We start from the raw sequence: 20,509 nt of genomic DNA on the forward strand, positions 1-20,509 counted from the left end.
GGCTGGCAAGATCAATAAGAAATGGCACGCGCCAAATTTGCTGGAATGAATGGGCCGTCTGCTGGGATTGGCAAAGGCTGGACAAGTCGGCGGCATTACAAACCAAAGATCGAGTGCACAAATCAGTTTCCCCGCAGCATCAGCCAAGCCGTCAGATTGAGCGAGATCACGGATGTGAAGGCGTTGATGGCCAATAACGGCGGGTGCTACAGCATCGAGCAAGACCTGCTATGAAACGGAGAACAAAGCCGAACGTCTGCGCTATTCTTCAAGGAAGAGGTCGCCCTCTACCAGTGTGACCATCTGGGCACGCCGCAGGAGCTGACGGATCATGAGGGGCGCGTGGCGTGGTCGGCGAGCTCCAGGGCTTGGGGGGAAGCTAGGCAGGCGATCAGTGAGACGGGGAGGGAAGCGGGGCTTCGGAATCCGATTCGGTTCCAGGGGCAGTATTGGGATGAAGAGACGGGGCTGCATTACAACCGTTACCGTTACTACGACCCCTTCAGCGCTAGATACCTTAGTCGAGACCCGATCGGGCTTGATGGCGGGAATAATATTTACCAATATGCGCCAAACCCCTGTCAATGGGTGGATCCGCTCGGCCTAGCCCGAAATGATCAAAAAATCCAAACATCACGTCAAAGCAAAAAAAGTTCTACTGAACCGAAGTTGCCTGAAAAAGTCATTGCGCAAGATGGCGTACTACGTTTGGAGCACTATTTTTGAAGCGGTGATCATGCGCCTGCTCATTTTCATTTGAGAGGCGAGGGAGGTTTGAACATTCGGATCGGCCAAAATGGAAAGCCGATTAATCGATCCGAAGAGTTGACCGCTGTGCAGCGGGATTCTATTCAAAACAACAAACCTAAATTAAGGTCTTCTGTCGATAAAATCCAGTGATGGCATCGATATGGAAATTTACCTGAGGAATGTGAATGACTGACATTAAGGAAGTTTGGATTTTCAATGGAGCTAATGAAAAGTTTCCTTCGGCAGTATTCGCGAGCAAAGAAGATGCTTTGGGCTGGATAGAAAACCATCAATTGACTGGAGTTTTAATCAAATATCCACTAGGTATTTCGGTTTATGATTGGGTGATTGAAAGTGGTAATTTCAAAATCAAATCGGATAGGGATTCAACGCCAGAGTTGATAGGAAAGTTCTCGAGCGCAGCGCAAGAACACATGCATTTCGAAGATGGAAAACTTGATTGATTTCTCGCGCCGAATGCACGAGTGCACGGCTAGAGGTAGGTGAAAAAAGCTAACCCACCAGAAACTTTGCTGCTCCAGAACTGCTTCCCGTGCACGGCGCCAACTCAGATAAGAGAATCCTTTTTCAACGCAACACGGTTGCAGCAATCTACCGGCATCGAAGTCCCTGGAAATTCAGATCAAATAAAAATTCCAATTTCAATGTGATCTCCGGTTCAACAGAAAAATTCCAGAATCTGCGCGAATTGTGCATCCGAATGGGGGCGAGGGGTTTAATGGCAAAAAATCTTCAACATCTTATTTCGCACTTGGAGTCAAATATCATGTCTTTTAAAGAAATGATTTTTGATCTCTTGGATTCTAGTTTCACCAACTTGGGGGTGGTGTCGATCGAGTCGCTGGAGAATGAGGTATGTAGAGGAAAATTTTCACCAAGCAGTCTATTTGAAAAATATAAGAATATATTTTTAGAGTATGAAATGCTTGTTGAATCTCAGCAATTTTCTGCGATTGATAAGATGGAGTTGAATATTGCAGGCTTGGGATTTTTTGTGGTTCCCGTGGGTCATGAAGGCCCTGCGCGTGCGATTTCCGATCTTCAAATTATGAAGGATGGTATTTCTTTTAAAGTGGCGTTTCAGGGTTGAAATTTGACTGAAGATTTCATTTTCAGCGATGCTGCCTACTGAAATTCGACCCTGATGAAAAAGAAAATTCTCGCTCAAATACATGTCTGAATTGGTTTGCCTTTTTTTTGACGATGAGCGATGACGATCTGGATGAGTTTTATATAAACGAAGAGAACTGTCGTTCCGGACTCTTCCAGGCAATGAAGGCAGACTATGATCGGTTTGGTCCAGTGAGCAAGCAGAGGGGGCTGGAAGCCATCGGGCTCATCTTGTCGTCCGGCCAATTCGAACAGTTCTGGACTACGTGGTCTCAAAGTCAGTATCTTTGGACGATGTCGAAGATAAGCCTGCTTACCTCCGCGTTCTGTGCGAGAGCCTGTCGGGTCAGGTGCCGCCGATGTACGACTTCGGCTCTGATGTGTAGGTAGTCTCCACCATCAACCCGCCTGGCATCGACTTATGCGAGTAGCCCCCAGGCGCGAGACTCGGTTCGGATGTGAAGTTTGTCGATACCGTCGGGGCACATAGGGCCTGCGTCAGGCAATAGAGACCCGATGTCCAATTGCGTTTAGCGGAAGCCCAGGCCATCACCACCGAATCTCTTCGGCGAGCGTGGATCTGATTGCTGCTCCCATGGAGCGACGAATCATCGAATGCGCATTGCCTGGCGGCTCACGGATCACTGCACGCCAAGCGGCGGTATCAACTGCACCCGCATTGCGAGGCGCAAGCCCCCGCGACTCACCGCCGCGCCCGCGGCAACGCCACCGGCGCCAGCGTAGCCTTCAGCCTGCTCGTCGCATCCGGCTCCGCCGCCGCATCCACCTCCAGCGCCCGCTCGACATTGCCGATGTGCTCCAGCATCAGTCGCCGCGCCCCGGCCGTATCCCCGGCCTCGAGCGCCGCGACGATCGCCCCGTGCTCCGCACAGGACTGCCCGGCCTCGTGCTTCGACTGGTAGAGCGTGGCCGCCAGGGTGGTGCGCGCCGTAAGGTCGCGCAGCACGTCGACCAGCAGCTGGTGCCCCATCTGCTCGGCGAGGCAGACGTGGAAATCGGCCAGCAGGAAGGCGCGTGTTGCGGCGTCGGCGCCTTCAATGGCGCGCTGTTCGTCGGCGATGTGGTCGCGCAGCTTGCGGATCACCTTCGCGAGCGGCCGGCCCTCGCTGGCCTCAAGGATGCCGGCTTCGACGATGCGCCGCGCCGAGAAGGCGTCGCGTGCCTCTTCGGCCGAAGGCTCCACCACGTACCAGCCGCGGCGCGATTGCACCTCGACAAAACCGCGCGCCTGCAGCTGCATCAGCGCCTCGCGCACCATGGTGCGGCTCACCGAGAAGTTCTCCGCCAGCGCCTGCTCGCCGAGCCGCTCGCCCGGCGCGAGCTTCTGCGCGAGGATGGCCTCGACGACGCGTTCGGCGATGACGGTGGGGCTGACGTCGGGGGCGGGCATGTCGGTGGTCCTGATCTTTCTCGTTGTCTCTTTTTTCAGTGGCTCGCGGTATTTACCACGGGCGCCGCCTCTGCTTCAGCCAGCGGCTCGTCATCAGGCGAATAGCTGCCGTTGAGCACCGCATGGGCGCGTTCGCGGTCGATGTCGCCTTCCCAGGCGGCGATGGCCACGGTCGCCACGCAGTTGCCGATCAGGTTGCCCAGCGCGCGGGCGATGCCCATGAACCAGTCGACCGACAGCACCAGCACCAGACCGATGGCGGGAATGGCAGGAATCGCGTGCAGCGTGGCCGCCAGCACCACGATGGCCGAACCCGGCACGCCGTGCGCGCCCTTGGAGGTGACCAGCGCGATCGCCAAAATGGTCAGCAGGTCGGCCATCGAGATCGGCGTGTTGGTGGCCTGCGCGATGAACACGGCCGCCAGCGTGATGTAGATCGAGAAAGCGTCGAGGTTGAACGAGTAGCCGGTCGGGATCACGAGGCCGACGGTCGAATCGCGGATGCCCATGCGGCGCAGCTTGGCCATGATCTGCGGCAGCACGCTGTCCGACGAGGTGGTGGCGAAGACGATGGTGAGTTCCTCGCGCAGGTAGCGCAGCAGCTTGATCAGGCTGAAGCCCGACATGCGCATCACGAGCCCGAGCACCACGAACACGAAGATCAGCACCGCGCCGTAGAAGAGCGCGACCAGCATGCCCAGCTGCTTGAGCGAGCCGATGCCGTACTGCCCCACGGTGAACGCGATGGCGCCCAGCACGCCCAGCGGCGCCAGCTTGATGATGATCCCCATGATCTTGAACAGCACCAGCGAAAGCGCATCGACCACCACCGCCACCGGCTTGCCGCGATCGCCCAGCAGCGTGAGCGCGCAGCCGAACAGCACCGCGAACAGCAGCACCTGCAGCACGTCGCCCGTGGCGAAGGCATTGACCACCGTGGTCGGAATGAGCTTCATCAGGAAGTCGACCGTGCCGCCGCTCGTGAGCTTGTCGGCGTTCGACGCATAGGCGCTCATCGCGGTCGCATCGAGCTTGGAGGGATCGACGTTCATGCCCGCGCCGGGCTGGAACACGAAGGCCAGCACCAGGCCCATGGCCAGCGCGATGGTGGTTAGCACCTCGAAGTAGATGAGCGACTTCACGCCCACCCGGCCCACGCGCTTGAGGTCTCCCGCGCCGGCGATGCCATGCACCACCACGCAGAACACCAGCACCGGGATGATCATCTTGATCAGCTTGATGAAACCGTCACCGAGCGGCTTGAGCTTGACGGCGTACTCGGGCGCCAGGAGCCCCGCGAGCACGCCGAGCACCAGCGCGATGACCACCTGACCGAAAAGCGATTTGGCGAAGCGGGGCATGGAAGTCTCCTGTCTGTTTTGTCAAGATTTGCATGCAAGCAATGCCATTTCTTGCATACAAGAAATGTAGGCAAGAAGACTTCGGGGGGACAGAGGGTATTCCCGGGCACAAGCCTTTGCCCACGGGGAATTAAGTCGTGGACCGGGGAACAAAGTGCTGGACGGGGGAAAGCGGTGGACTGCAGGCGCGGGAGGCATCTAACCGGGGGCTTTGCCACACCCGACCCCAGCATCGTGAGGTAGCCACCGAGGCCGTTTGGCGGTGGTATGGTGGCGTGGTTCGATACGGCGGGCGATGCATCTGCGCCTTGGGCGCCACCGTCTGGCATCGTGCTGGGCTACAGCAATCTCTGGACTGAATGGCCACGAGGCCCCTCAATCCGCTACAAACGCAGCATGAGCATCCTGTTTCACCGCGGCGTCAGCGCCGCCCTTGGCGCGGCAGCGCTCTTTGGCGCCGGTACACCTTTCGCGAAGCTGTTGCTAGCGCATGCCAGCCCTTGGCTGCTCGCCGGGGTGCTCTATTTGGGCTCGGGTATCGGTCTGTTGATCTGGCGGCTTGCGTCGCGTGCCCCGGCCGTGCGGCTCCAGCGTGCGGAAGCGGGCTGGCTTGCCGGCGCCATGATTGCAGGCGGCATGCTGGGGCCGCTGCTGCTCATGACGGGCCTGGCAGGCATGGCGGCCGCCGATGCATCCCTGCTGCTCAACGCCGAAGGGGTGCTGACCGCGCTGATCGCCTGGTTTGCTTTCAAGGAGAACTTTGATCGTCGCATTGCCTGGGGCATGGTCGCCATCGTCGCTGGGGCCATGGTCCTCAGTTGGCCGAGCGAAGCCCGTGCGGGCGCCCTCTGGCCATCGCTGGCGGTGCTCGGCGCCTGCCTTGCCTGGGCCTTGGACAACAACCTGACGCGCAAGGTGTCGGTGACCGACGCCTCGTTCATCGCCATGACCAAAGGACTGGTGGCGGGAGCTACGAACCTCGCGCTCGCAGTGGCCACCGGGGCCAGTTGGCCCTCTGCAGTTGTTCTCGCAAGCGCCGGCGTCCTGGGCCTGCTGAGCTACGGCACGAGTCTGGTCCTGTTCGTGATCGCACTGCGACACCTTGGAACCGCGCGGACCGGCGCGTACTTCTCGGTGGCACCTTTCTTCGGCGCCGTTGTGGCGATCGGGCTGCTGGGCGAACCGTTCACCCTTCAGCTCGCGCTGGCCGGCGTACTGATGGCAATCGGTGTCTGGCTGCATCTGACCGAAAGCCATGGCCACCTCCACATGCATGAGCCACTGGAGCACGCTCACGAGCACGAGCACGATGAGCACCACCAGCACGCCCATGCCGACGGCACACCGGTTGCGGCGAAGCACGCGCACTGGCACCGGCATGAGCCGGTGGTGCACGCTCATACGCACTATCCCGATGTTCATCATCGACACACGCACTGAGACGAGAAACAGGCGCAGGCGGTCCTGTTCCTGCGCAATGCGGTGGCTTATTACGCGCGCTTGGGCATCACCGTGAAGCGCCTGCCGACGGACTTGTCGCTCCACACCTGGAGGGGGCAAGTCCACGACTTTGTTTTTTTGCCCGCTCTTTGCCGCACTGTGTGATCAACGACTTACGCGTCTTCTGGTCCAGTAGTTCGTTCCTCATGGGCAGCCTTCACGCAGGCGCCTCGCATCCGGCACCTCCAAGCCGCCGTACTTTCAGTTGGCCTTGGTCTTCCGGCCGTTGAGCGGTAGACGCCACAACTCATAGCGCTCCTCGCCGCTCTTGACCGAACCGGCGAAGTGATTGTTCAGTGCGCTCGAAGTGAAGACCAGGTCTCCATCCGGAAGGATCGCGGGCGTATCCGGCCACTGAACGCCGTCGTCGGATGCGATCAGCGACATCGTGCGGCTGCGTGGGTCGTACTTCACGATGCCGTTGCGGGTGACGTCCGTGATGTAGAGCCTGCCCTTGGTGTCGGTCACGATCCCGTCGGTGTTGCCGCCTACTGCGCCGAGATCGCGGATGGCTGAGGCGATCTGTTCATCGCTCGACGCCGCATCGCGCAAGACCGATGTCGGGACCGAGCGCGCGCGCGTTCCCGTCGTCACTGTCCAGTACAGCGTGCGCGCATCGGGCGACAGCGTGATGCCATTGATGCCGAGCAGCAGCGGGTTGCCCGGCCAGACTTCCGCGCCGTGGGAGACGACCTTGACGCCGGGTTCGATCTGCAGGCTCGGGTGCCTGTCGAGCACGCGTCGGGCCTCGCCTGAGGCGAAGTCCACGACGATCAGGCCCACCATGTTGGCGGGTGCGCTGCGCATGCCGCTGTCGGAGATGTAGGCGATGCGGCGGCGCTCGTCCACGGCGATGTCGTTGAGGAAGCTGCCCTTGCGGTCGGCCACGCCGTCCAGCGCGATGCGCTTCACGGTGCGCCCCGACTTCAGGTCAAGCACCAGCACTTTCTGGGCACCTGCGGGAGCCTCGGCCTCACCGGCGACGAAACCCATGTCGAGCGCCCACAGCCAGCCGTTCCTGCGGTCGACATGGAAACCGAGCACGTTGCGCAGGCTGTCCTGCGGCGCAGCAGCCACGGCATTGCCCGAAATCGAAGGAAATGCGGTCAGCCGTGCGGGACCGGTCTCCGCCCGGGTGTCGAGCCTGCTGAGTGTTGCAGGCGCAGACGCCGACACGAGGCGTGGCGTGCTCACGTAGGCGGTGCCTCTTGCATCGAAGTGCAGGCCGGCGATGGGCGCGCTGACCGAGGTGGCGAACGGGGCCGGGTCCTTGCCATCCTTCGAGGGCTCCCAGCTCACGCCGGCGTAGCTGCGCCAGCGCTCGAGCGGAAGGCCGTCCGCCGCGTGGGCGGCTTGCTGGTGATGGAGGAGGGCGGCCAGCGCGAGGGCCGCGAATCGAAATGAATGATGGCGCATGATGAAACCTGATGTGAAAAGAAATGGCTGGGCAAGCCGCTGTCAAGCCACCTGGCGCAGCTGCAGAAGTTCAAAGGCCCCGATCAAAGGACCCGCATTGGCGCGGAACGCGTCCATGTGGCCCCCGCGCATATGGCGCTCCCAGGATGTCCGGTCGAGCCACCGTTCGAAGAACACGACCCTTCCAGGTTGATCGATGGCCTCATGGAGTTCGTAGCTGATGCAGCCCGGCTGCTCGCGTACGACCTGAACCAACTTCGCCTGGGCCTGGACGAGCGCTCTTTCGTGACCTGGCTTGGCTTGAACGAGTGCGACGATGACGAGATCGTTGGGCATGCTGGGCTTCCTGTTCAAAGGATCGAGCGGAAGGTTCCGCCTTCGACGCGCACGGCGGCGCCGTTCGACGCCGCGCCCAAGGGGCTCGCAAGCAGTGTCACCATGGCCGCGATCTCGTCGGCTTCGATCATTCGTGCGATCAGGGAACTGGGCCGATAGGTCTGGAAGAAGTGGGCCTCGATCTCGGTGTCGGTCATGCCGGCCCGCGGCGCTGTCTGCCGCAGGTAATCCACGATGCCTTCCGAGCGGGTGGCGGAAGGCAGCACGCTGTTGACGGTGACGCCGGTGCCCTTTGTCAGTTCGGCCATGCCGCGCGACACCGCGAGCTGTGCCGACTTGCTGACGCCGTAGTGCACCATGTCCGGCGGCGTGAAAGCGCCGACCTCGCTCGACATGAAGATCACCCGGCCCCAGTTCTTCTGGAGCATGCGCGGGAAATAGTGGCGCGACAGGCGCACGCCCGACATCACGTTGACGTCGAGCATCCGAAGCCAGTCTTCGTCGGTGATCTCGGGATGGCGGTCTTGCCCTTGAGTTGCATGTCCATGGTGGGGTTCCTGTTGGCTATTACTTGAGGCGCTTGGGCATTTCGTTGGCCACGCCAACCGCCGAGGCAGGGTTCTGGCCCGTGGCGAGCTCGCGGTCGCAGCGATGACTTGAATGTATTGATTGCATTCGCGGGGATAAACTGGCCTTCGAGGAAAATATTTATTCTTGAAAGGACCAAATGAGTCGCAGATTCGATCACCTCGGTGATGTGGAGGCCTTCGTCACGGTGGTCGAGAAGGGATCGATGACGACGGCCGCGGTTGCGCTGGCCACGACGCCATCAGTGCTCAGCCGGGCGATCACGCGCCTCGAGGCGCGCTTGGGCGTGCAATTGCTGCGGCGAACCACCCGGCGCCTGAGCCTGACCGAGCAGGGGCGGCTGTACCTGGAGCACTCGCGCGCGGCCTTCGCGCTGATCGACGAGGCCGAGCGCACGGTGCAGGGACAGGGCGATGAGTTGAAGGGCAGCGTACGGTTGAGCGCCCCCACCACCTATGCCCATCATCGATTGCCTGCGTTGCTGCAGCACTTCTCGGCACAGCATCCACAGGTGCGCATCGAGTTGAACATCACCAACCGCAACGTAGACCTCGTGGCAGAGGGCTACGACCTGGCCATCCGGATGGGCAGCCTGCCGGACAGCGGACTGGTCGCGCGCAAGCTCGAGGACGCAGCCATGTGCCTGATCGCCGCACCGAGCTATATCGCCCGCGCCGGGGCGCCGGCAGGCATCGGCGACTTGGCGCGGCATAGCTGCCTGGCTTTCGTGATGCCCAGCACCGGGCGGGTGTCGCCGTGGATCCTGCGGGCGGATGGACGCGACGTCGATTGGGTGCCGCAAGGCGGCTTGCAGGTATCAGACGATGTGCTGGGCGTGGTCACGCTCGCTCAAAGCGGCCTTGGCATATGCCAAACCTATGACTTCATCGCGCAGGATCTCATTGCGCAGGGGCGAGCCGTCGAGGTCCTGGCACCGGCGCGTGGTCGCTCGCGGCCGTTTTCGGTAATCTATGCACCGCATCGGCGGCTGTCGTCCGCATCGAGGGCGCTGATCGATTCGCTTGTCGCGACCACATGCGAATAGTCACGGTGCCTGGAAGTCCGCGAGTCCGACTCGTCTCGACGCCGAGGCTCTCGCAACGCCAGCTTCCGCAGGCTTGGCTGATCGACGGTTTGCATGTCTTTGGGTCGACCGGTTTGCTCTCCGTGGGCAATAAAGGAGGAGCAACAGGCTCTTCTGCGGTAAACCCTGATCGGCTGCCAGACACATGTCCAAGGATCGGACACGCAATTTGTCTGAATGACTTGCATCAGCCAGCCGGCCATTCAGAATTCCCTTGCGGATCAAGGCCTGGGCAGCTGGCACGCCCCGTGCAAAGTACAGCCCATTCCAATCCACCCCGGCCAGTGCGCTCGCCGCGATGCGCAGGCTCGCAAGCGCGCAGGGGAGGGCGGTACACGTTGCGCAGGAAGAAGACCCCATGGACACACCGCAAGCGCGCCGAAATGCGCCGCAAGCCCACGACAGCGTTGCAGCCTGGTTCGAACCGCTGCTGTCCGAAAGACTTTCACAGGCGGGCTTCGGCACGCTGAGGCAGCTGGTGCGGCGCATCAACGACGCGGGCATGACCTGGTGGTATCCGGTGCGAGGCATCGGCGTCAGGCGCGCCGAACGCGTCGTGCAGTGGCTGCACGAACAGCAGGAAAGCACAGGCATGGAAGTGAGCCTGCCGGCGCACGGGCGCCGCCATGCGCCTTGACTGACGGCTCGCTCGGCGCCCCCGACCCATCCGGATAATGGCGCCCTTCGTATCAGCAGCAAGGCAAGGATGAGCGCCGCGGATTTCCTTTTCTCCCCCGAAGTGCAGAAACTCCTCACGGTGCTGTACGCGGCCCCCGATCAACAGTTCCCGACGAGCGAGCTTGCACGTCGCTCGAAACTGGCCGAGGCCGAAACGGCCCTCACCGTGGACCATCTCGTTCGCAGCGGCATCGCGAAGCGGCAGGCGGCGAAGGCAGACCAGGCCGAGACGGTCCAGGTCGATCGCTCCTTCGTCTTCCACGACGAACTCCGGAGCATCGCGCTGAGATCGTTCGCCGCGGCAGAGCCGATCCGCTCCATGCTGCAGTCCAGGTTCAAGGACTCGGTCGTGCGTGCGTTCGTGCTGGGAGAGGACGCACAGGGCACCGTGGAACTGCTCGTCGTGCACGGCCAACTGGTCCCGGACGAAGCCGCGATGGCAGCGGCTTGCCAGAAGCTGTCGAAAACAATGGGCCGGCACCTCAAGGTGCACGTCATCCCGCTCGGGAGGTTCAACGACATGTCACCGCGCGATCCGTTGTCTTCCAGGATCTCGGCAGCCACCGTGCATGAGATCGTCGCGCTGGGGGACACCAAGGCAGCGCTGCCCGTCGAACGAGGCGGCCTCTTGCAGGCGGCCAGAAAGAAGTTGGCGACGCTGGCCAGGCCGTCTGCCTGACGACCCACGGCGCGCGCCGCGCTCCGCTCAGTGCGACTGCTTCGGCAGGTTCAGGCTCTTGAGCATCGGCACCCAGCGCTCGAACTCGGTCTGCACGAACTTCGCCAGCTCTTCAGGCGTGCCGCCGCGCGGCTCCATGCCCATGGCGCGCGCGCGGGTGACGAAGTCGGGCTGTGCGATCACCTCGTTCACGGCCTTGTTCAGGCGGCGGATCGAGTCACCCGGCGTGCCGGACGGCACCGAGAGCGAATACCACAGCACGGCCTCGAAGTCGTAGCCCTGCTCCTTGAAGGTCTGGGCGTCGGGCACCTGCGGCAGGCGCTGGCTGTCCATCACGCCCAGCACACGCAGCTTGCCGGCCTGGATCAGCGACAGCGAACCGGTGAGCGAGGTGCCGTGGATGTCTATGGTGTTGCTCAGCAGCGCCTGCACGGCCGGTGCGTCGCCGTTGAAGGGCACGTGCGTCGTGCTGAAGCCGTTGTTGCGCTCGAAGCTCAGCGGCGCAAGGTTGGTCAGGATGGCCTCGCCCGGCGAGCCGCGGTTGATCTTGCCGGGGTGGGCCTTGGCGTAGGCGACCATCTCCTTGATGTTCTTGTAGGGCAAGTCGATGCGGCCGACGATGATCGCGGGCTGGTAGCCGATCTGCGAAACGGGTGCGAAGTCTTTCTTCGGGTCGTAGGGCAGCTTGTCGTACAGCACGGTGTTGTTGGCCAGCGTGCCGAGCGACGAGACCAGCACCGTGAGCCCGTCGGGGCGCGAGCGGGCCACGTAGTCGGCGGCGATGATGCCGCTGGCGCCGGGCTTGTTCTCCACGATGACCTGCGTGCCCTTCTTCGTGAGCTCGGAAGCCAGCAGGCGCACGTACTGGTCGGTGCCGCCGCCGGCCGCGAAGGGCACGACCAAGCGGATGGGTTGCTGCGCCTGCGCCGCGCCTGAAACCACGGCCAGCCCGAGCAACAGCGGGGCGATGAGTTTTCGATGAATCACGTTGTCTCCGATCTCTTTTAAGGGGTAAGTGGCTGCTGCCAGTCCCGTCGAGGCAGTCTATCGACGGGGCCGGGTCAAGGTGCTGCAGGGTGTGAAAAGCTGGTTTGTAGGTTGCGCACCGGCACGGGCGGGTTCGCCCCCTTGACGACGCCGGCTTCGCGCAGTGCCTCGATCTCGGCGGCGCCATAGCCCGCCTCGCGCAGCAGTTCCTCGGTGTGCGCGCCGTGTGCCGGCGCTGCCTGGGTCCGGCGGCGCGGCGTGTCGCACAGCTCGTAGGGCAGGCCGAAGCTGGCGTAGCCCGGCTCGCCGCCGTTGGGCGCGGCCTCGATGACCATGCGGCTGGCGCGGAAGTCCGCTCCCGCGAGCGCATCGGCATAGCTGCGCACCACGCCCACCACGATGTTGTTGCGCGTGAGCAGTTCGACGCACTCGCCGGTACCGTAGTGCGCGAGCCGCTCGCTCACGGCCGCCTTCATGGCTGGCCGGTTGGCCACGCGCAACTCGTTGGTGAGAAAGCGCGCCTCCGTCGCCAGCTCGGGGCAGCCGATGGTCTCGCACAGCCGCACCCAGTGCGCCTGCACGTAGGCCGAGATCACCACCATGCCGTCGCGCGTGCGGAAGATGTCGGCCGCCGGCGCGCTCAGCGGCTGGCCGTCGCCGCTGCGCGTGGGCTCCACGCCGCGCACCATGTAGTCGCTCCAGTTGGCCAGCTGCAGGTTCAGCGCCACCTCCAGCAGCGACACGCGGATGGTCTCGCCGCGGCCGGTGCGCTCGCGGCGGAACAGCGCGGCCAGGATGGCCTGCGTCGCCACCTGCACGCTGGCCGTGTCGATGATGGTGGCGCCCACCTTCTGCGGCAGGCCTTGCGGCTCGCCGGTCACGGACATGAGGCCGCTCTCGGCCTGCGCCGCGATGTCGTAGCCCGGCCGGTCGCGCGAAGGCGCGTCGGCCGGGAAGCCGCTGATCGAGACGTGCACAAGGCCCGGGTGCGCCGCGCGCAGCGCCTCGGCGCCCAGGCCCAGCGCGTCGGCGGCGCCCGGGCGCAGGTTCTGCACCACCACGTCGGCACCGGCGATCAGGCGGCGCGCCACCTCCAGCCCGCGGGGCTGGCGCAGGTCGAGCGCAATCGACTTCTTGCTGCGGTTGTAGGCGCGCAGCATCGCGTGGCCGAAGTGCCCGGTGTGGCGCGCCATGTCGCCTTCCATCGATTCGATCTTCAGCATCTCGGCGCCGAGGTCGCCCAGCGACATCGCCGTGCCGGGGCCCGCGATGTAGTTGCCGAGCTCGACGACGCGAATGCCCTGCAGGGGCGGTGGAGCGGTGGGTTCGTTCATCGGCCGCACTCTAGGAGCGTGCGGGCGCCATGGGAGAGCACGGCGCGCAAAGCAGCTTTGCACGATGCGCCGCCGGCCCTGCGCGCTGCATTGCCACACTGCGGTCCCATGGATGCATGCACTGTTCGGGAACTCGGCACGACCCGGGACCTGCTGGGCGAAAGCCCCTGCTGGGATGCGCGCTCGGGCGCCGTCTGCTGGATCGATTCGCTCGCGGGCACGCTGCACCGCCACTGGCCCGGCAGCGGGGAATCGGAGCGGCACAGCCTCCCCGCGCCCGTCGGCTCGATTGCGTTGTGCGAAAGCGGCGCGGTGCTCGTGGCGCTGAAGCACGGCTTTGCGCACTACGACCTGAGCACGCGCACGCTGGAGACCATCGCGCAGATCGGCACCGACCACCCGGACGTGCGCCTCAACGACGGCAAGTGCGACCCGTGGGGCAACTTCGTGGCGGGCACGCTGCACGTGCATCGCCAGCCCGGCGAGCCCATCGGCGGTGGACTGTACCGGCTGCGGCCCGGTGGCGACGTCGAGTTGCTCGCGGACGGCTTCGCGCTGACCAATGGCCCCTGCTTCAGCCCGGACGGCCGAACCTTCTACGTGGCCGACAGCCCGCTGCGCACGATCTGGGCCTACGACTATTCACCGCACGGGCCGCTCGCCAACAAGCGCACCTTCGCGCAGACCGACAGCTTCGGCTCCGGACCCGACGGCGCGACCGTGGACGTGGAAGGCTTCGTGTGGAGCGTGCTGCCACGCGCCGGCAGGATGGCGCGCTTTGCGCCCGATGGCCGCGTGGACCGCGTCGTCGAACTGCCTGCGACGCACCCGACCAGCCTGTGCTTCGGAGGGGCCGGGCTCGAAAGGGCCTTCATCACCTCGATCTCGAAGAGCACCAACCTCTCGGGCGACCGCCCGCAGGACGGGGCGTTGTTTGAAGTGAGCGGATTGCCCGCCCCCGGCCTGCCGCCGCACCGCTTCAGCGGCTGAAACCTCCTTCAGGCGCCGTCGTTCTCGCGCAGCGCCTCGGCCATGAAGTCGACGAAGGCGCGCACCTTCAGCGGCAGCGTGCGGCTCTGGCGAAACACCGCGTAGACGCCGTTCGAGAACGCGCGCACCGCGAAGCGGTATTCGGGCAGCAGGCGCACCAGTGTGCCGTCCTGGATGCAGCCGCGCACCGTGGGCTCCGACAGCAGCGCGATGCCCATGCCGCCCATGGCGGCCAGCCGCAGCAGCTCGCCGTTGTTCGAGTTCAGCACGCCCTGGATGGCCAGCTCCTGCTGCACGCCCTGTTCGTCGATGTACTTCCAGGTGACCGCCTCGTGCTCGCGCTTGTAGGTGAGGCAGCGCACCTGCAGCAGGTCATTCGGGTGGCGGATGCGCTTGTGCACCTTCATGAAGGCGGGGCTCGCCACCAGCACCTCGTCGCTGCTGAGCAGCCGCTTGATGACGAAGTTGGAGTCGTTCGACTCGCCGGTGCGGATGTCGATGTCGAAGTCCTGCTCCACCAGGTTCACCGGGTGCTCCGACAGCTCCAGCTCGAGCTGGATGTCGGGGTGGCGCTGCGCGAAGCCCGGCAGCAGCGGCCCGATGACGCGCAGGCCGATCTGCGTGCGCGAGTGGATGCGCAGGCGCCCCTCGGGCAGCAGCTTCGAATTGCGCGCTGCTTCCTCGGCCCGCGCCATGGCCTCCAGTACCACCTCCGCATGTTCCAGGAAAGCCTGGCCCGCCTCGGTCACCTTGAGGTTGCGGCTGGTGCGGTCCACCAGCTGCACGCCCAGCTCTTCCTCCAGCGCGCTGATGCGCCGAGAGATGGTGGCGGGCGACAGGCTCAGGCTGCGGCCGGCCGCCGAGAGGCTGCCCTTCCTCTGGACGATGACGAAGATCCGCAGCGAATCGAGGGCCTTCATTTCAATAAGCGCAAAGAAGCTGTGCGAAGCATGGCGAGCCGGGCGGGGACCCCACTCCTACGATCAAGGCACGTAACCAAGCCCACAAGGAGACCAGCAATGGATTTCGGAATCTTCATATTGATGCAGCAGCGAAACAAGCACAAGACGTCGCACCAGATCCTGCGCGACGCGGTGGAACAGACGCGCCTGGCCGACGAGCTGGGCTTCGGTGCCGCGTGGTATGCCGAGCACCACTTCAGCAACTACGGCCTGTGCTCGTCGCCGCTGACCATGATCGCGCACTGCGCCGCGGTCACCCGCAACATCCGGCTGGGAACCGGCATTGTCGTCGCACCGCTGTACCAGCCCGCGCGCCTGATCGCCGACGTGGCCATGGTCGACCAGCTGTCCAACGGCCGGCTCAACCTGGGCATCGGTTCGGGCTACCAGCATTTCGAATTCGAGCGCTTCGGCGTTTCGCTGGAGACCGCCAAGGCGCGCACGCTGGAGATGCTCGACATGCTCGAGCTGGGCCTGAAGCAGCCCAAGTTCAGCTACGAAGGCGAGTTCTACCGGCAGCCCATGAGCGCCATCAGCCAGCGCGCGGTGCAGCAGCCGATGCCGCCGATGTGGATCACCAGCGTCGACCCGACCTTCGTGACCCGCGCGGTGCGCGGTGGCCACCATGTGTTCGTTTCCGGTGGCGACGGCGGCGTGGAGAAGCTGCGCCAGACCCGCAACCTGATCGACAAGGTCGCGCTCGCCGAAGGCAAGGACCCGGCCCAGGTGCAGGTCGGCGTGCTGCGCGCGGCCTATGCCAGCGACAACAAGGCGGAGGTCGAGCGCTACCTCGACTGCGCACGTTTCCAGCGCCGCATTGCCGTGAGCCTGAAGCGCCGCACCGCCCAGGTGGCCGACGACTACCAGGTCGAGGAGGGCATCGTCGAAGGCGAGGCCACGCTCGAGGAAATGCGCGCCAACCTGCCGGTGGGCTCGGTGGACCAGGTGATCGAGCGCGTGGTGAAGGAGATCCGCACGCTCAAGCCCTGCCACTACGCGTTCCAGACGCAGATGGGCGACTTCGACCACCCGACCATGCTGCGCCAGCTGGAGCTGTGGGCCAAGGTGATCATGCCCGCGGTGCAGCGCGAGATTGCCAACGACCCGCCGCACGTCGCGCAGGTCGTGCCCGAACTCGCTGCCGCCTGAGGCGGCGCCGGCCCAGCGACTCACCCGAGGGGAAAGCCATGACCCATGCCGTGTCCGACGTGACTCAGGCCGCGCCGATCGAGCCGATACTCTTCCGCCAGCTGCTCGGCTGCTTTCCGACCGGCGTGGCCGTCATCACGACGCGCGACGCGAACGGGCGGCCGGTCGGCCTGACCTGCAACTCGTTCAGTTCGGTGTCGCTGGAGCCGCCGCTGGTGCTGTTCAGCCTGCGCAAGGCCAGCAGCCTGGTGGGCGCGTTCAGCGAGGCTGAGGGCTTTGCCATCAACATCCTCTCGCAGAGCCAGGACGCGCTGTCGGGCCGCTTCGCCTCCAGCAAGATCGCCGACAAGTTCGAAGGCGTCGCCTGGCGCGCCGGCCCGCTGGGCATGCCGGTGATCGACGACTGCCTGGCCAGCTTCGAGTGCAGCGTGCACGCCTGCCACGAGGCGGGCGATCACCACATCTTCATCGGCGAGGTGAAGCACATGGGCGGCGGCGGCGCCGACCACGCGCTGGTGTTCTACAAGGGCGCCTACATGATGCTGGCGGAGTCGCTGCGCACGCTGGTGATCCAGGGGCGGCTGGGCTCGGCCGATCTCGACGAGGCCTACCGCACGCTGTACGGCACGCTGCTGCGCCTGGCCTGCGAACGCGCCAGCGAAGCCGAACTCGACGCGGTCGAGAAAGCCGTCGACGCCATCGAGCGCCACCAGCCCTGCGACACGCTCGCGCAGCGCATCGAATCGGCCAGCCGCTTCTTCTGCGCCATCGCGGACGCGGGGCACAACGAGGCGCTCATGCTGATGGCGCAGACCATGACCGCCATCCTGCGCGAACGCATGACGCATGTCGTTCCCGTGCTGCCGCGGCCCGACCTGTTTCCGCTGCGGCGCGAAGTGGCGCGGTGCCTGCGCCGGCGCGACGCCGTCGGCGCCGTGGCCGCGCTCGACGAACTGATCACCAGGCTGCGCAAGGGCGCCCCCGCGGCCGCCTAGCACCGATTGGCGCGGCAAAGCGCCGCGCATGGACCACAGGACAGGAGACAACGAACATGTCGAACACCGACACCCCCGCCGCCACCGCTGCCAGCGGCGAGGCGCACGCCTACGCGGACTTCCGCCGCGAGCTCGAAGACTTCGCGCGCAGTGCGTGCCCCCCGGAGATCCGCGCCGTCGTGGCCGCGGGCCAGAAGATCACCAAGCGCGAATACCTCGGCTGGCAGAAGATCCTCACCGCCAGGGGCTGGGGCGCGCCCAGCTGGCCGCGCGAGCACGGCGGCACCGGCTGGGACATCATGCAGCGGCTGATCTTCGAGGAGGTGATGGCCGAGGCCGACTGCCCGCCGCTGTACCACCATGGCCTGGGCCACATCGGCCCCGTCATCATCCGCTTCGGCACGCCCGAGCAGAAGGCGCGCTTCCTGCCGCGCATCCTCGACGGCAGCGACTGGTGGTGCCAGGGCTACTCCGAGCCGGGCTCGGGCTCCGACCTGGCCTCGCTCAGCACCAGCGCGCGGCTGGACGGCGACGAGTACGTCATCAACGGCCAGAAGATCTGGACCTCGCACGCCCACGAAGCCAGCATGATCTACATGCTCGTGCGCACCTCGAAGGAGGCGAAGAAGCAGGACGGCATCTCGCTGGTCCTGGTGCCCATGGACACGCCCGGTATCACCGTGCGGCCGATCCACACCATCGACGGCTGGCACCACCTGAACGAAGTGTTCTTCGACGACGTGCGCGTGCGCGCCGACAACCTGATCGGCGAACCCGGCAAGGGTTGGACCTGCGCCAAGTTCCTGCTCGAGCGCGAGCGCCTGCCCCCGGCCAACGTGGCGCGGCTGGAGCTGGTGCGCCGGCAGGTCACGCAGCTGGTCGAACAGGCCGCCAAGGCTGCAGCGGGACGCCGCGATTTCGGCAGCCTGCGCTACCGCCTGCTGCTGGCCGAGGCCGACGTGAAGGGCGCGCGCGTGATGATGGCCCAGGCCACCGACGACCTGATCCACCAGCGCCCGCTGGGCGTGCAGCCCTCGGCCATCAAGATGACTTGCGCCGACGTGGCCCAGCGCCTGACCACGATCGCGCTCGACGCGGTCGGCCCCGACGCCGCGCACCGCTTCCTGGTGGCGCAGGGCGAGGGCGAGCCCGGTGCCGCCTGGGTGCAGAACTACCTGTTCACCCGCGCCCGCACGATTGCCGGCGGTACCTCGGAAGTGCAGCGCAACGTCGTTGCCAATGAATTGCTGGGAGCCTGAAAAGTGTCGATGTCATTCACCCCTTTGTTCCCCGGCATGCTGCTGGACGCCGCGGCGCGCTTCGCGCAGGACAACGAGACCACCAGGGACTTCGCCGGCACCGACCCCGTGCGCGAGATGGGCTGGACCTGCACGCTGGTGCCGGAGGAAGCCGGCGGCGTCGGCGGCACGCTGTCCGACCTGGCCTCCATCGTCGTCGGGCTCGCCACGCACGGCGTGCACCTGCCCGTGATCGAAACCTGCGCGGTCGCGCCGCTGCTGCTGCAAGCGGCCAACGCAGACACCTCCGCGCGCTGGCTCGAAGCGGTGTGCGAAGGCAGCGCGAAGATCGCGCCGCTGACCTCGCTTTCGGCCTCGCTCGACGAGGTCGCCCTGACGGCGAAGCAGCTGGACATCGGCTACGCGTTGACCGGCGAGGTGAAGGGCGTGGACGTGTCGCTGGCGGCCACGCACCACCTGGTGCCCGCGCTGCTGCAGGGCAGCGGCGAAACGGCGCTCTTCCTGGTCGACCACGAACACATGCCCGCGCCCAGCGCCACCTACCGCACCATGGAAGGCAGGCGCAGCGCCGACTTCAGGCTCGACGGCCTGACGGTGCCGGCGGTGGCGTGCATCGCACGCGGTGCCGCGCTGGACTCGGCCATCGAGCAAGCCGACAACGCCGCGCTGCTGCTCACCGCGGCGGATACCGTCGCCGCGCTCGCCACGCTGATCGAGCAGACCGTGAAGCATCTGCAGGAGCGCCGCCAGTTCGGCGTGGCGCTGGCGTCGTTCCAGGTGCTGCGGCACCGCACGGCGGACATGTATGTGCGCTATCTCTGCGCCAAGGGCCTGCTGATGCACGCCTTCCAGGAACACGAGCGCGGCGCCGCCGACCTGCGCCGCACGCTGCGCCTGATGAAAGTCGCGCTGGCCGAGACGGCACGGCTGTGCGCCGAAGGCGCGATCCAGATGCATGGCGGCATGGGCGTCAGCGAAGAGGTGCTGGCCACCCGCATGGCGCAGCGCCTGCTCGCCTCCGAGTTCCGCTACGGCGACCGCATGGCGCATGCGTCGCGGTTGCTGTATTCCCCGACCGAAGCCGCCGCTGCCGATGCGGCGGCCCGCGGCATGTCCCACGTTGCCAGGAGTTCGTCATGAGCGTCAGTCTTGAAGTTTCCGAGTTCGTCGCCGTCGTGCGGCTGGACAAGCCGCCCGTCAATGCGCTGAGCCGCGACACTCGCCACCGCCTGATCCAGGTGTTCGACGAGATCTCCGAGCGCGACGACATCCGCGTGGCCATCCTCACCGGCACCGGCAAGTTCTTCTGCTCCGGCGCCGACCTGAAGGACCGCCCCTCGGCCGACAAGCCCGGCGACTTCCTCGACCACAACCGCTGGACCCGTGAGACCGGCAACGCCATTCGCGAATGCGCCAAGCCCGTCATCGCGGCCGTCAACGGCCCGGCACTGGGCGCGGGCTTCGGCCTGATGGCCGCGTGCGACATCTTCCTGGCCTCCGACGATGCGAGCTTCGCGATGCCCGAGATCAACGTGGGCCTTGCCGGCGGAGTCTCGATGCTGCGGACCATGTTCGGGCGCTCGTTCACGCGCCACATGTTCTTCACCGGCATGCGCGTGCCGGCCGCCGAGCTGTACCGCCGCGGCGTGCTCGACGAGGTGGTTCCGGCGGAAGAGCTCATGCCCGCCGCCATGCGCCTCGCGCAGGAGATGGCCTCCAAGAGCCCGATCGCACTGGCCTATGCCAAGCAGGCCGCCAACATGATGGACGTGATGCCGCAGCGCGACGGCTACCGCTTCGAGCAGAACATCACCATGGCGCTGTCGCGCACCGAGGATGCCAAGGAAGCGCGCCAGGCCTTCCTGGAAAAGCGCCCGCCCGTGTTCAAGGGGCGCTGAG

General features: G+C 65.0%; 21 protein-coding genes and 1 pseudogene. 14 read left to right on the forward strand and 8 right to left on the reverse strand.

Going from position 1 to position 20,509, the window contains the following annotated elements; genetic code table 11:
* The first annotated feature begins 21 nt into the window (after positions 1 to 21).
* The 4 genes and pseudogenes from ACCC97_RS11835 to ACCC97_RS11850 all read left to right on the forward strand — a co-directional run bounded on the left by ACCC97_RS11835 (position 22) and on the right by ACCC97_RS11850 (position 1,861).
* Entirely contained in the window at positions 22 to 234 is a 213-nt protein-coding gene (locus ACCC97_RS11835) for a hypothetical protein (RefSeq protein WP_413332945.1), read from the forward strand.
* 57 nt (positions 235 to 291) lie between these two features.
* Positions 292 to 726: pseudogene (locus tag ACCC97_RS11840) on the forward strand (RHS repeat domain-containing protein); the annotation flags it as partial.
* A 209-nt stretch (positions 727 to 935) separates the two neighbouring features.
* Positions 936 to 1,214 carry a hypothetical protein gene (locus ACCC97_RS11845; protein WP_413332946.1) on the forward strand — a complete coding sequence of 93 codons (279 nt, stop codon included), beginning with the start codon at positions 936 to 938 and terminating at the stop codon, positions 1,212 to 1,214.
* Between the two features lie 89 nt (positions 1,215 to 1,303).
* The gene (locus ACCC97_RS11850) at positions 1,304 to 1,861 is read left to right on the forward strand and encodes a hypothetical protein (RefSeq protein ID WP_413332948.1); all 558 of its coding nucleotides are present in this window, start codon (positions 1,304 to 1,306) and stop codon (positions 1,859 to 1,861) included.
* 723 nt (positions 1,862 to 2,584) lie between these two features.
* Here ACCC97_RS11850 and ACCC97_RS11855 read toward each other — a convergent pair.
* Both ACCC97_RS11855 and ACCC97_RS11860 read right to left on the reverse strand, forming a co-directional pair.
* Positions 2,585 to 3,292 carry a GntR family transcriptional regulator gene (locus ACCC97_RS11855; protein ID WP_413332949.1) on the reverse strand — a complete coding sequence of 236 codons (708 nt, stop codon included), beginning with the start codon at positions 3,290 to 3,292 and terminating at the stop codon, positions 2,585 to 2,587.
* 35 nt (positions 3,293 to 3,327) lie between these two features.
* Positions 3,328 to 4,653 (reverse strand): C4-dicarboxylate transporter DctA, encoded by a 1,326-nt coding sequence (locus ACCC97_RS11860; protein ID WP_413332951.1) that lies wholly within the window; start codon positions 4,651 to 4,653, stop codon positions 3,328 to 3,330.
* A gap of 396 nt (positions 4,654 to 5,049) precedes the next feature.
* Here ACCC97_RS11860 and ACCC97_RS11865 point away from each other — a divergent pair, with 396 nt between their 5' ends.
* Positions 5,050 to 6,093 (forward strand): DMT family transporter, encoded by a 1,044-nt coding sequence (locus ACCC97_RS11865; RefSeq protein ID WP_413332952.1) that lies wholly within the window; start codon positions 5,050 to 5,052, stop codon positions 6,091 to 6,093.
* A gap of 261 nt (positions 6,094 to 6,354) precedes the next feature.
* Here the strand turns inward: ACCC97_RS11865 and ACCC97_RS11870 are convergent, their stop codons facing one another.
* The 3 genes from ACCC97_RS11870 to ACCC97_RS11880 are packed head-to-tail and all read right to left on the reverse strand — an operon-like array spanning position 6,355 to position 8,510.
* Positions 6,355 to 7,569 (reverse strand): L-dopachrome tautomerase-related protein, encoded by a 1,215-nt coding sequence (locus ACCC97_RS11870; RefSeq protein ID WP_413332954.1) that lies wholly within the window; start codon positions 7,567 to 7,569, stop codon positions 6,355 to 6,357.
* A gap of 42 nt (positions 7,570 to 7,611) precedes the next feature.
* Positions 7,612 to 7,905, reverse strand: a complete 294-nt coding sequence (locus ACCC97_RS11875) for a putative quinol monooxygenase (protein ID WP_413313746.1) — start codon at positions 7,903 to 7,905, stop codon at positions 7,612 to 7,614.
* A gap of 14 nt (positions 7,906 to 7,919) precedes the next feature.
* A complete protein-coding gene (locus ACCC97_RS11880; protein ID WP_413332956.1) occupies positions 7,920 to 8,510 on the reverse strand; it encodes an SDR family NAD(P)-dependent oxidoreductase in 591 nt (196 codons plus the stop codon).
* A gap of 122 nt (positions 8,511 to 8,632) precedes the next feature.
* Here ACCC97_RS11880 and ACCC97_RS11885 point away from each other — a divergent pair, with 122 nt between their 5' ends.
* From ACCC97_RS11885 to ACCC97_RS11895, 3 genes are all read left to right on the forward strand, one after another.
* The gene (locus ACCC97_RS11885) at positions 8,633 to 9,538 is read left to right on the forward strand and encodes a LysR family transcriptional regulator (RefSeq protein WP_007839034.1); all 906 of its coding nucleotides are present in this window, start codon (positions 8,633 to 8,635) and stop codon (positions 9,536 to 9,538) included.
* A 397-nt stretch (positions 9,539 to 9,935) separates the two neighbouring features.
* Complete coding sequence (locus tag ACCC97_RS11890) at positions 9,936 to 10,214, forward strand: phage integrase family protein (protein ID WP_007839035.1); 279 nt, start codon at positions 9,936 to 9,938, stop codon at positions 10,212 to 10,214.
* A gap of 69 nt (positions 10,215 to 10,283) precedes the next feature.
* Complete coding sequence (locus ACCC97_RS11895) at positions 10,284 to 10,934, forward strand: hypothetical protein (protein ID WP_413332957.1); 651 nt, start codon at positions 10,284 to 10,286, stop codon at positions 10,932 to 10,934.
* Between the two features lie 27 nt (positions 10,935 to 10,961).
* On the opposite strand, the gene ACCC97_RS11900 is transcribed toward ACCC97_RS11895, so the two are convergent.
* Together ACCC97_RS11900 and ACCC97_RS11905 are read right to left on the reverse strand one after the other, a co-directional pair.
* Entirely contained in the window at positions 10,962 to 11,921 is a 960-nt protein-coding gene (locus tag ACCC97_RS11900; RefSeq protein ID WP_413313754.1) for a Bug family tripartite tricarboxylate transporter substrate binding protein, read from the reverse strand.
* A gap of 74 nt (positions 11,922 to 11,995) precedes the next feature.
* A complete protein-coding gene (locus ACCC97_RS11905) occupies positions 11,996 to 13,255 on the reverse strand; it encodes a CaiB/BaiF CoA transferase family protein (RefSeq protein ID WP_413332959.1) in 1,260 nt (419 codons plus the stop codon).
* Between the two features lie 108 nt (positions 13,256 to 13,363).
* Here ACCC97_RS11905 and ACCC97_RS11910 point away from each other — a divergent pair, with 108 nt between their 5' ends.
* Positions 13,364 to 14,245, forward strand: coding sequence for an SMP-30/gluconolactonase/LRE family protein (locus ACCC97_RS11910; protein ID WP_413332961.1), 882 nt, complete (start codon positions 13,364 to 13,366; stop codon positions 14,243 to 14,245).
* Between the two features lie 8 nt (positions 14,246 to 14,253).
* Here ACCC97_RS11910 and ACCC97_RS11915 read toward each other — a convergent pair whose 3' ends face one another.
* The gene (locus ACCC97_RS11915) at positions 14,254 to 15,165 is read right to left on the reverse strand and encodes a LysR family transcriptional regulator (RefSeq protein ID WP_413332962.1); all 912 of its coding nucleotides are present in this window, start codon (positions 15,163 to 15,165) and stop codon (positions 14,254 to 14,256) included.
* 99 nt (positions 15,166 to 15,264) lie between these two features.
* Between ACCC97_RS11915 and ACCC97_RS11920 the strand changes: the two genes are divergently transcribed.
* From ACCC97_RS11920 to ACCC97_RS11940, 5 genes are read left to right on the forward strand one after another with little or no spacing between them, the layout of a single operon-like run.
* The gene (locus tag ACCC97_RS11920; protein ID WP_413332964.1) at positions 15,265 to 16,356 is read left to right on the forward strand and encodes an LLM class flavin-dependent oxidoreductase; all 1,092 of its coding nucleotides are present in this window, start codon (positions 15,265 to 15,267) and stop codon (positions 16,354 to 16,356) included.
* 38 nt (positions 16,357 to 16,394) lie between these two features.
* The gene (locus tag ACCC97_RS11925) at positions 16,395 to 17,351 is read left to right on the forward strand and encodes a flavin reductase (RefSeq protein ID WP_413332966.1); all 957 of its coding nucleotides are present in this window, start codon (positions 16,395 to 16,397) and stop codon (positions 17,349 to 17,351) included.
* 56 nt (positions 17,352 to 17,407) lie between these two features.
* Positions 17,408 to 18,610 carry an acyl-CoA dehydrogenase family protein gene (locus tag ACCC97_RS11930; protein WP_007839049.1) on the forward strand — a complete coding sequence of 401 codons (1,203 nt, stop codon included), beginning with the start codon at positions 17,408 to 17,410 and terminating at the stop codon, positions 18,608 to 18,610.
* A gap of 9 nt (positions 18,611 to 18,619) precedes the next feature.
* Positions 18,620 to 19,750 carry an acyl-CoA dehydrogenase family protein gene (locus ACCC97_RS11935; protein ID WP_413332969.1) on the forward strand — a complete coding sequence of 377 codons (1,131 nt, stop codon included), beginning with the start codon at positions 18,620 to 18,622 and terminating at the stop codon, positions 19,748 to 19,750.
* Positions 19,747 to 20,508: an enoyl-CoA hydratase/isomerase family protein gene (locus tag ACCC97_RS11940; protein WP_007839063.1), complete on the forward strand. Its 762-nt coding sequence runs from the start codon at positions 19,747 to 19,749 to the stop codon at positions 20,506 to 20,508. Before ACCC97_RS11935 ends, ACCC97_RS11940 begins: the two co-directional genes overlap by 4 nt.
* Position 20,509 lies beyond the last annotated feature (1 nt).

The organism is Variovorax sp. Varisp85, from assembly GCF_047304045.1.
GTDB lineage: Bacteria > Pseudomonadota > Gammaproteobacteria > Burkholderiales > Burkholderiaceae_C > Variovorax.